At 51.7% G+C, this 10,335-nt stretch carries 6 protein-coding genes; 4 read left to right on the forward strand and 2 right to left on the reverse strand.

The window, feature by feature from the left end; genetic code table 11:
• Nucleotides 1–419: 419 nt before the first annotated feature.
• A complete protein-coding gene (locus KOR42_RS22145; RefSeq protein ID WP_146512019.1) occupies nucleotides 420–890 on the reverse strand; it encodes a hypothetical protein in 471 nt (156 codons plus the stop codon).
• Between the two features lie 517 nt (nucleotides 891–1,407).
• On the opposite strand from KOR42_RS22145, the gene KOR42_RS22150 reads away from it, so the two are divergent.
• From KOR42_RS22150 to KOR42_RS22165, 4 genes are all read left to right on the forward strand, one after another.
• On the forward strand, nucleotides 1,408–2,634 hold the full coding sequence (locus tag KOR42_RS22150; RefSeq protein WP_231741074.1) for an efflux RND transporter periplasmic adaptor subunit: 1,227 nt from the start codon (nucleotides 1,408–1,410) through the stop codon (nucleotides 2,632–2,634).
• A 241-nt stretch (nucleotides 2,635–2,875) separates the two neighbouring features.
• Nucleotides 2,876–6,337: an efflux RND transporter permease subunit gene (locus tag KOR42_RS22155; protein ID WP_146512021.1), complete on the forward strand. Its 3,462-nt coding sequence runs from the start codon at nucleotides 2,876–2,878 to the stop codon at nucleotides 6,335–6,337.
• A gap of 347 nt (nucleotides 6,338–6,684) precedes the next feature.
• On the forward strand, nucleotides 6,685–8,370 hold the full coding sequence (locus KOR42_RS22160) for a TolC family protein (RefSeq protein WP_146512022.1): 1,686 nt from the start codon (nucleotides 6,685–6,687) through the stop codon (nucleotides 8,368–8,370).
• A gap of 18 nt (nucleotides 8,371–8,388) precedes the next feature.
• Entirely contained in the window at nucleotides 8,389–8,502 is a 114-nt protein-coding gene (locus KOR42_RS22165; RefSeq protein WP_146512025.1) for a transposase, read from the forward strand.
• Nucleotides 8,503–9,552: 1,050 nt separating this feature from the next.
• On the opposite strand, the gene KOR42_RS22170 is transcribed toward KOR42_RS22165, so the two are convergent.
• A complete protein-coding gene (locus tag KOR42_RS22170; protein WP_146512023.1) occupies nucleotides 9,553–9,861 on the reverse strand; it encodes a hypothetical protein in 309 nt (102 codons plus the stop codon).
• Nucleotides 9,862–10,335: the final 474 nt, after the last annotated feature.

The following is a 10,335-nucleotide window of genomic DNA, read 5'->3' on the forward strand; positions in this document are numbered from 1 at the left end:
CCCTGACCTCTTGCATGCCATGCATTCGGGAACTTGCTTCAATCTCGATAAGTGTGAGCACAACCTTTTGGGTTGTCAGTGCTTATGAGACTATCAGGATCGGATCGACTTGTCATGCGAATGCATGAGTATTCATCGAAGATCGAATGCAGGGGTCAAAACAGGGGTCAGCGGATTTTGATGAGATGGACGACGTGATGAGTGAGTGTCGTGACGTCCGATCTGCGGAGCAGCGGCTGGTTTGATTCCGATCCTCGAAGCGCCAGTCGGCCCTCCCCTCGCGCGCGAGCCAGATCGGTGCGGAGTTCTTTGACTTCTCCTCATTACTCCCGGTAAACGAAATGAGTGCATAGGGGTGTCGTTGCGTGCATGGCATCATCTGATCTGAGAATGGTGCCCTCCCTGCCGGGGGCTGACTCTCACGCTCCGGTCGCTTTGGCTCGAAGGCTTTCATAGAGATTCATCTTGTCCATCAGGACGCGGACGAGGTCGTTGAGAGCTTGTGGCGAATTGAGAGCACGTGTGCTCAGTTCGGCCTGGGTGTCCATGCTGTCGATGACTGCTGATTGAATCTCCCCGAACAGATCCGGGGAACTGTCGAACTGCTGCCGGGTATTGTTTGCCGATTGCCGGATGAGCACTTCGGATTCCATCGTCTTCGCTTTGACTGCGTTCACAAATGACAGCAGGTCCCCGTCGGTCATGTCATTTCCGTACAGCGTGTTGAGCTGTTCGATGATCTCCCGCAACTGTGTCTTCTCTTTCTCCTGCACCTGACCACTTCCGGCTTCGGTGATCGGATTCAGGAGCGGGGCTTCGTCTCCGGAGAGTCCCAGATTCCTCGGGCCGTGATCTCGTAGGCGATGGTGCGTCAGCTGGACTTCCGACAAGTCGACCCCTTCCCGCGAGGGAACCTCTTCGAACAATTGTCGAAGCTGTCAGCAACTCGCCAAGCACTCCCGAGCCATCAGGATGTTGAGGTAAGTTCTACCAGTCCTGCGACGTTGACCAGGAACTCGCCCGGGATGAGGCCGACACCGAAGAAAAAAACTGGATTCTCCGAGCGTGGTGATCGTGATCAACCGCCGTTATCAGCGTTTTTAAGTAGTTGTGTCGTACTCTGCGAGCATTTGCACACCTCATGAAAAAACTTGCAGACCTTCACGATTCACTCTGAAAACTCGCATTGGTTGAAATCCATTTCGCAAGCACGGGACGTTGAAGTTCGTCAATTGGCGATTTCACTAGTGCCTCTTGGCATACTTCGTGCTGATTGAAGTCACACATGGTGTTTCCATGTTCGCTCGCCAAGACCATCGCGCACTGCGATGACGGCGCATTCTCCCGTTGCGCTGGTATTTGTCCTCCTTCCCATCAATCCCTACCAGTATGTCAGTAAAGTTCACGATGCGCATTATCCTTCTGGCCACAGTTGCCATTGCCACACTTGCTCTTTCAGCAACCAGTAACGTTCAGCATTCCGTCACTCAACAGTTGGGTTCAATGCTGGGTATTCAAGGACCAGGCGAACATGCAGAAGAAGATCACAACACCCCTGAACACTCAGCAGGTCATGTTCCAGAAGAGCACTCCGAACCCTCGCACGCAGGAGGAGACCATCATGCCATACACAAAATTGTTGTGACGAGCCCAATGCAACAGGACGTCACACTGACACGTCAGTACGTCAGCCAAATTCATTCGCGACGCCACATCGAAGTCTGTGCTCTGGAAGGTGGTTACCTGAAAGAAATCAAGGTCAATGAAGGGCAAGAGGTGAAGAAGGGGAACCACATGTTCCACATCCTGCCGACACTCTACGAAGCCCGACTTGCTGCTGATGTCGCAGAAGCGGAACTCGCTCAGGTGGAGTACGACAACACCAAAAAGCTGGTCGACCAGGAAATTGTGTCAGTTCAAGAGCTGAAGCTTGCCAAAGCCAAACTGGACAAAGCACAGGCTAAGGTCGATCTGGCTAAAGCCGAGCTCGATTTTGCTGATATTAAAGCTCCATTTGATGGAATTATTGACCGGTTGCATGAACAGCAAGGAAGCCTCATCGAAGAGGGCGCCATGCTGACGACGTTGTCTGATAATCATGTGATGTGGGTCTATTTCAATGTCCCGGAAGCTCGCTATCTGGAATACCAGAAAGCCATTCAAAACGACCCTGAACAGCAAAATCTGGATGTCCAGCTGAGACTGGCCAATCATGAGATTTTCGATCATGCAGGGACAATTGGTGCCATCGAAGCAGACTTCAATAACGAAACTGGGAATATCGCTTTCCGGGCAGATTTCCCCAATCCTGATGGGCTGTTACGCCATGGACAGACTGGGACAATCTTGATCAATCGAATGGCAGAGAATGCCGTCGTCATTCCTCAACGTGCCACGCTTGAGATTCTCGCCAAGAAGTATGCGTATGTCGTTGGTGATGACAACATTGTCCACCAGCGAGAGATTACTATCCAGAACGAAAAGGATGACATTTTCCTCGTTAAAGAAGGACTCAGCGTGAATGACAAGATCATCCTCGAGGGAATTCGGCAGGTACGAGATGGCGATCAAATCGAATATTTATTCGAAGAGCCAGCCAAGGTCTTGGCGGATCTGAAATACCACGCCGAGTAATGCCTTCCTATTGCTCGCGTCCTCGACCTCGCGATTCATAGTTGTCGACGCCATCAGCAGATACCGGCCTCAACCTCAACGAGAGCAATCGATCAATCGGGAATTCTCGCCGTCGCGCAGCCAATCGTCCGAATTGCAGTAATAGCTCGCACCAGTGAATCGCTGCGATCTCCATCAATGGAGAAACGCATCGGCGGATACCCAACACTCACTCTCAATCGACGTCACTTGTTAGACATCTATGTTTGCTAAATTTCTTCACCGACCCGCACTCGCGATTGTCATCTCCTTGCTGATTCTCTTCATGGGAGGGCTGGCGATCAACGTTCTTCCGGTGTCACAGTTCCCTTCTGTGGCTCCACCGAGTGTACGTGTCTCGGTGTCGTATCCGGGGGCCAGTGCAAAAATCCTGATCGAATCCACGATGGTGATTCTCGAGCAGGCGATTAACGGCGTTCCCAACATGCGCTACATGATTGGCGACGCAACAAGCGCTGGTGAAGGTTCCATTCAGGTCATCTTCGAACCTGGTACGGACCCCAACGTGGCTGTCATGAACGTGAACAACCGGGTGCAGTCCGTCAAAAACAATCTGCCTCCCATTGTGGAACGTGAAGGGATCATCGTCATGCAAAACATGACGAGCATGCTGATGTACTTAAATATCTTCAGCACAGACTCTGATGTCGACCAGAATTTTCTTTACAACTATGCGACTGTCAATGTCCTGAACGAGATCAAACGTATTCCCGGAGTAGGCCAAGCTTCCATCCTGGGAAACCGAGCCTATGCCATGCGCGTTGAACTCAACCTGGACCGCATGCGCGCTTACAAAGTGAGTTCTGAAGATGTCATGGAAGCGCTCGCTGAACAAAGCATGATCGGAACACCGGGACGGCTTGGGCAGGCTACTGGACAAACCTCGCAATCACTTGAGTATGTTTTAACCTGGATCGGCCGCTATGGCACGCCGGAGCAATACGAGCAAATTATTCTCAAGGCGAACTCCGAAGGAGAAATCTTACGGCTCGGAGATGTGGCGAATATCTCTTTGGGGTCGTCATTTTATGACTTGTACTCGGACATCGATGGATTGCCCGCAGCAGCCATTGTTCTGAAACAAACACCTGGATCAAATGCTGCTGAGGTGATCGAGAGAATCAAAGAGAAAGTAGAAGAGATCAAGGAGAAGACATTCCCGCCTGGAATGGACTACGCCGTCACATACGACGTGTCTCAATTCCTGGATGCCTCCATCGAAAAAGTGCTGCATACACTCTTTGAAGCATTCATTCTCGTTTCACTGGTTGTGTTGCTATTTCTGGGAGATGTACGCAGCACTTTGATTCCAACGCTTGCGGTCCCGGTCTCTTTGATTGGAACATTTTTCTTCATGCTGATGTTGGGCATGTCCATCAACCTGATCACGCTGTTCGCACTGGTGTTGGCAATCGGCGTGGTGGTCGACGATGCAATCGTGGTGGTTGAAGCAGTTCATGAGAAGATGCATGCAAAGCATCTGAGCCCATACAAAGCTACTCAGGAAGTCGTTCAGGAAATCAGCGGTGCTATCATTGCCATCACACTCGTGATGGTCGCAGTGTTCATTCCCGTGACATTCATGACGGGGCCTGTCGGCGTGTTCTACCGTCAGTTCGCACTCACCATGGCGATCTCGATTGTCATCTCAGGTGTTGTGGCACTGACACTCACACCTGTACTGTGTGCGATGATTCTGAAACCACATGGCGCTGAACCGCAATCTCGTGGTTTGATCGCGTTCCTTAACCGCGTCATGAATCGAACGCTAGGCAAGTACTCATTTCTATTGAGAGGTCTGCTATGCATCTTGCTCGGAGGAGCTGTCGGCGTTGGTGTCTATTATTTATTGCATGTCGAAATCGTGCATGAAGTCATTTCCGAACAGGTCCACCTCACAAAATTGCGAGAGAGCGTCATTGTCGGGATGGCCTCAGTGTTCGCGGCATTAACGTTTCGGGCTGCCTTTTCAGGGAGTGCCGGAAGTCGAAAGATTCGTGGACCGCTGGGAATGTTTTTGCATGTGTTCGACCGGTTTGTGGAAAAGATCACAGGCGTTTACTCCTGGATCGTGAGCAGGATTATCATGCGTCGACTGCTCACAATGATCGTGGTCGGTATCTTTGGGTACGGCATTCTCGTGGTAAATCAGGTACTTCCGTCCGCATTTATTCCACAGGAAGATCAGGGGATGATCTATGGAGTGGTTCAGACACCACCTGGGTCAACCCTGGAGTACACAAACGCGAAGTGCCAAGAGCTTCAGGCCATTTGCAAAGAACTCGATGAAGTTGCCTCCGTCTCTTCTGTGGCCGGGTACGAAGTTCTCACTGAAGGGCGCGGCTCCAACGCTGGCACGTGTCTTATCAATCTCAAGCCATGGGCGGAGCGACAAGCGACTTCAAAACAACTGATCGAAGAACTTGAAGAGCGTGGGACCGAAATCGCAAATGTGAAGTTAGAATTCTTCGAGCCACCCGCAGTTCCTGGCTTTGGTGCAGCTGGCGGCTTTTCAGTCAACTTGCTCGACAAAACCAACAGCGGAGACTACGAGGCTTTCGGGGCGATTGTTGACAATTTCATGGAGGAACTCGGCAAGCGAAAGGAACTTAAAGGACTGTTCACGTTCTTCGCCAACAACTACCCACAGTATGAAGTGCTGATCGACAACGACGTCGCCATGCAAAAAGGAGTTTCCATCAAAGACGCGATGGACAATCTTTCCATCACCATCGGAAGTACTTGGGAGCAGGGATTCGTTCGCTTCGGACAGTTCTACAAAGTCTATGTTCAAGCCGCTCCAGAGTTTCGTCGCTACCCTGAAGACCTCGACAACATGTTCGTCAAGAATGATCGCGGAGAGATGGTCCCCTACTCTTCGTTCATGAAACTCGAGAAGAAGCAGGGTCTGAACGAGATCAGCCGTTACAACTTGTACTTAACTGCTCCGATTCAAGGAGCTCCTGCCAAGGGATATAGTAGTGGTGAAGCGATCGATGCGATCAAGGAAGTCGCCGCCCGAACGCTTCCGAATGGATACGACATCGACTGGCAAGGCCTGGCGTACGACGAAGCGAAAGCAGGAAACACTGCAATCTTCATCTTTTTGATCGTGGTCGTGTTCGTGTACATGGTTCTGGTTGGACAGTATGAAAGCTTCATCATCCCGCTTGCCATGATCACTTCGCTTCCAATCGGAATCTTTGGGTCGTTCTTGTTCTTGAAAGCGATGGGATTGGCCAACGACGTCTATTGCCAAATCGCGTTAGTCATGCTGGTTGGTCTGCTCGGAAAGAATGCGATCCTGATCATTGAGTTCGCTGTGCAACGTCGTCAACAGGGGCATTCCATTAAGGATGCTGGAATTGAAGGTGGACGACTCCGCTTCCGACCGATTTTGATGACCTCTTTCGCATTCATCGTGGGTCTGATTCCACTCATTCGAGCCACGGGACCTGGTGCAATCGGAAACCGCACAATCGGCACAACAGCCATCGGCGGTATGCTGTTAGGGACGCTGATTGGAGTCTTTATCATCCCGGGACTCTATTACCTCTTCGCAAATCTCGCCGATGGTCGCTCGCTGATTCGCAATGAACACGACCAGCCTCTGAGCGAAATCCCGGAACAGGGCGTGACTCTCCACACAAGCTCGAGTCATTGATCGTCGCACGTTATTGCATCTCCTGCTGAAACTTGTGCGTTGAAAACGAGCGTTCTCGTTGCGCGCACTGTCAGCCTCGGGGTCACTCGACCGCAAATCGACAACCCCTCACTCTTCCCCGTAACTGCTACAGCCCCTACATCCTGTCGAATCCGAACCCGATTTCTGCAAATGTTTGCACAGGCCGACTAACTCAACTGATGCTTAGAACGCTCACTGTCCCACTGGACGATACACTCACTACCAGCCGCTGATTGCGATGCTGAGCACTGAGGCCTGACGGCGACCTCACAAACAGAGGGCGCCAATGAGTGAGTCAGGATGACTAAAATTCATCAGGGACGGTCATGAGCAACCTTTACGAAATCGCATCACGTACCCAGGCCACAAAATCGAAGGTCTTCAGCGCCATCGTTTGCGGATCAATGGTCTTTGCTTCCGGGTGCGGTATTCCGAATCATCGCGGTGCCCTTCCAGGCCCACAGATGCCGCAATTCTACAGTTGGACGAGCGGCGTTCTCTCCCGCAAACATGAACTGGCTCAGGAAAACTCAGAAGCTGAGATCAATGCAGAAGATTCGACAACAACTGAAGAGACGGTAAACGAGAACATTCAACTGACGAACTACGCTCCAATTCCCACTGAAGCTTCAGTGGAACAGACGGAGATCATTGAAGAAGCACCCCATGCGTTCATTCCCCCTCCAGTCGAAGACGACGTGCCTGAAATCTTGGTTCTCGAAAACTCAGCATATGTTCCGAAGAGCGTGTTTTTTGACGACCATCACCTGCTGACTTTGATTCACCAGGCACTTGCCGGCAATCAGGAACTTCGCATCCTGGCAGAAGAAATTCAAATTGCGAACAATGAAGTCGAGGCTCGCAGCGGGGAATACCTGCCATTTGTCACCGTCGGAGGAGGAGCTGGGTTAGAGAAACCTAGCCGCTACTCTCGTTCCGGTGCAGTGGAAGAACAACTGGAAGTCGCTCCGGGAAGACGATTCCCTGAGCCACTGCCTGACTTCTTGGCTGCTGCGAATATCTCTTGGGAAATAGATGTCTGGCACAGGCTGCGGAATGCTGAAGACGCCGCAGCCATGCGTTATCTCGGGTCCGCAGAGGGACGTTGCTACATCGTAACGCGACTCGTCGCAGAAGTTGCAGAGAACTATTACGAACTGCTCTCTCTCGACAGTCGGCTCGTGACACTCGAAAAGACGATCGAGATTCAAGAGAAGAGTCTGGAGATTGCGGAGTCTAAGAAGGAAGCGGGACGCGGAACTGAGTTGGCAGTCCAACGTTTTCAGGCGGAAGTGCGAAAGAATCAAAGTGAACGGCTCATTATTCAACAAGAGATCATCGAAGTTGAGAACCGGATCAACTTCCTCCTCGGGCGCTATCCTCAGCCAATCGATCGGCCTTCGTTGGAATTCGTCGACCTGAACCTGTACGCGCTCGATGCCGGACTGCCTTCGGAACTGCTAAGGAACCGCGCCGACATCCGTCAGGCAGAACGAGAAGTCGCCGCTGCTGGACTCGATGTGAAAGTTGCACGGGCACGATTCTATCCCTCATTCGGTCTCAATGCGGGGATCGGATTGAACGCCTACAACATACGGTACCTGTTCTCGACCCCTGAGTCCCTCATCTACAACGCTGCAGTCGATCTCGTGGGACCGTTGATCAACAAGCGAGCCATCCAGGCAGACTACCGCACTGCCAACTCTGCCCAACTTCAAAGCGTCTACAACTACCAGCGCACCGTTCTCAACGCTCATATGGAAGTTGTCAATTACATGAGCAAGATCCAGAACTATCGGGAAAGCATCGAAGTCAAGAGAGAACAACTTCAAGCCCTGGAAACATCGGTTGCTGTCGCCACAAAGCTATTCCAAAACGCACGAGCAGAATACGTTGAGGTCCTGCTCGCCCAGCGTGAAATGATGGAAGCGAAAATGATGTTGATTGAAATCAAACAACAACAACTCGCCGCAATCGTCAACGCTTACCAAGCCCTCGGCGGAGGCTTCTAGAGCGTATCTTTTGGATATCTGCCTCCCTACAGCCCTGACTTCAATCCGATCGAACAAGTCTATTCGCAGCTGAAGTGGTACCTGCGCACGGTCTGTCTAATCGGTGTGGGAGACCTGCGAAATGCTTCTTGAACTCTTCCCACCCCAAGAATTTGCACACTACTTTAAACACTACGGCTACCGCCACGCAGAAGTCGGACGCGTTCTAGGATCGGAGAGACCATCGAACAAGTCCGACAGCGTGAAATCAACACTCTGGACGTTTCCATTGGCTCCGACATTGCCGTCCATTGCTGGAATCCGACTATATCGTGCACAATCCCCATTTTGACTCGCGAACTCCGCACGAAGTGCGATCGGTATCACTACACTCAGGGCAGACCCTACGAAATATGGGCTCGAAGCGAAGCGAAGCGGATGCAGCGGAGGGCGTCGCGGTGGAGCGGAATCACATCCTAAAACCTCCTGAGAGGCTCTCACGCGGCCCATTGAACTTTTCTGGCCAAGGAGACGAGGAGCGGGGAGTCGAATGCCCCACTTCACGTGGCGTGTTGATCGTCAGATCTGCATCGGATGCGATGGGAGTTCGGGAGAGAATCCCGGCCAAAATTCGCTTCAAATCGACCCCGCGCAAAATCAGACCCTTTCTCTCTTTCTTGAACACTTCAATTGAGAGTCAACGTCCAACTTTGCTTGCCTTTCATCGACACGCATTCTGTCAACCACTGCTGTGTCTTTGTAGTGGGTTTCTCGGGGCGCACCGACCCCGAAGGGCCGGTGCAGAAGCGTCTCCGCAGTTGGGAACCGTAAGCTTCCGCCTGAGTTGGTTTTGATATCGGAGTTACTCAGGTCACACCCGCACTCCGCCCCTAGCGTCATTCGCAAATGACACACCCAGACCGTTCGTCGTCACCTTATCCGGCATGGGGACTCTTTGTTCACTCAGACAGCGGCTGAGTGAACAAACCAGAGCCTCAACCATCGCTCTGAGATGGGATCGATGACTGCCACACAAGGCATCCGCCGTACTCGATCCGTACCATCAAATTGTCGTTTGATCACTCAAGAGCGATCGCGCTCATTAACGGACCACCTTGGATGTTGGTCCGCTGCAAAGCGATGTGCTGTCACTTCAGGCTCTTAGGCTTGTGTCTGTTCTCTTCAGATGCTTTCTCGTCACTCTCAGAGAAGCCCGATTTTCCTTAGCTCTTCGTCGCTGACATCTCGCACCTTTTGGGTTCGGGTTTGTGTTTGAATCGCAGTCAATGAGCGTTGCTCAAAGAACCAATTGACGGCCTCTTCGGTCGTCCACCACTCGCCCACGATCTTGACGGCTGGCAAGCGTACTCCCGACAGACCCTTCAACCAGCGATGGATTGTCGAGGGAGACGGACGCTTGGGCAAACCGCGTGTGAGCAGCGATTTTGCTGGCTGTAGCTGCGGGTCTGTTGCTTCGACAACTGGTGGAAGAGTTCGAATTGACGAATCCATGGGTGTAACAATCTGTCCGAATCTGTTTTCAAACGGAACCGGACCCCGCTCACCAAGAGGCAGGTTTGTCCAAAAAATCCCGTTCCAGATTCGGGGTCTGGTTACCCTGCAACCGCAAGAGTGGTTGCGTTCGTCTCTTTTCGAAGACGTTCAAAATATTTCAACAGCATGCATTGAAGTCAAAGCATTTCTTTCTGCATTCGTGGATTGTCTCTGTATTCCTCTTCCGTCTCAAAATGCGTTTTCGATGTCATTAACGTACATCATGCGGCTTGTTGTACTTTGATGACCTGGTGGCGTGCTCCCCATTTTCTGATCCAGATGTTATGAGAGTCAACCGACCGATTTTGGTTCGAGGAGACTTTGATGACGAAGCGACGACGACGTAAGCCTGAGCAGATTGTGAAGCTGTTGCAGGAGGGGCAAGCGATGTTGGCGGCAGGAAAGTCGCTGGCTGAGGTGTTGCAGAAGCTG

Origin of the sequence: Thalassoglobus neptunius (assembly GCF_007859735.1) — a bacterium.
In the GTDB taxonomy this organism is placed as follows: domain Bacteria; phylum Planctomycetota; class Planctomycetia; order Planctomycetales; family Planctomycetaceae; genus Thalassoglobus; species Thalassoglobus neptunius.

What these genes read in the sequence shown, in the direction of transcription:
- KOR42_RS22150 (WP_231741074.1), top strand. Translation starts at nt 1,408, where the DNA reads ATGCGCATTATCCTTCTGGCCACAGTTGCCATTGCCACACTTGCTCTT.
- KOR42_RS22155 (WP_146512021.1), top strand. Translation starts at nt 2,876, where the DNA reads ATGTTTGCTAAATTTCTTCACCGACCCGCACTCGCGATTGTCATCTCC.
- KOR42_RS22160 (WP_146512022.1), top strand. Translation starts at nt 6,685, where the DNA reads ATGAGCAACCTTTACGAAATCGCATCACGTACCCAGGCCACAAAATCG.
- KOR42_RS22170 (WP_146512023.1), bottom strand. Translation starts at nt 9,861, where the DNA reads ATGGATTCGTCAATTCGAACTCTTCCACCAGTTGTCGAAGCAACAGAC.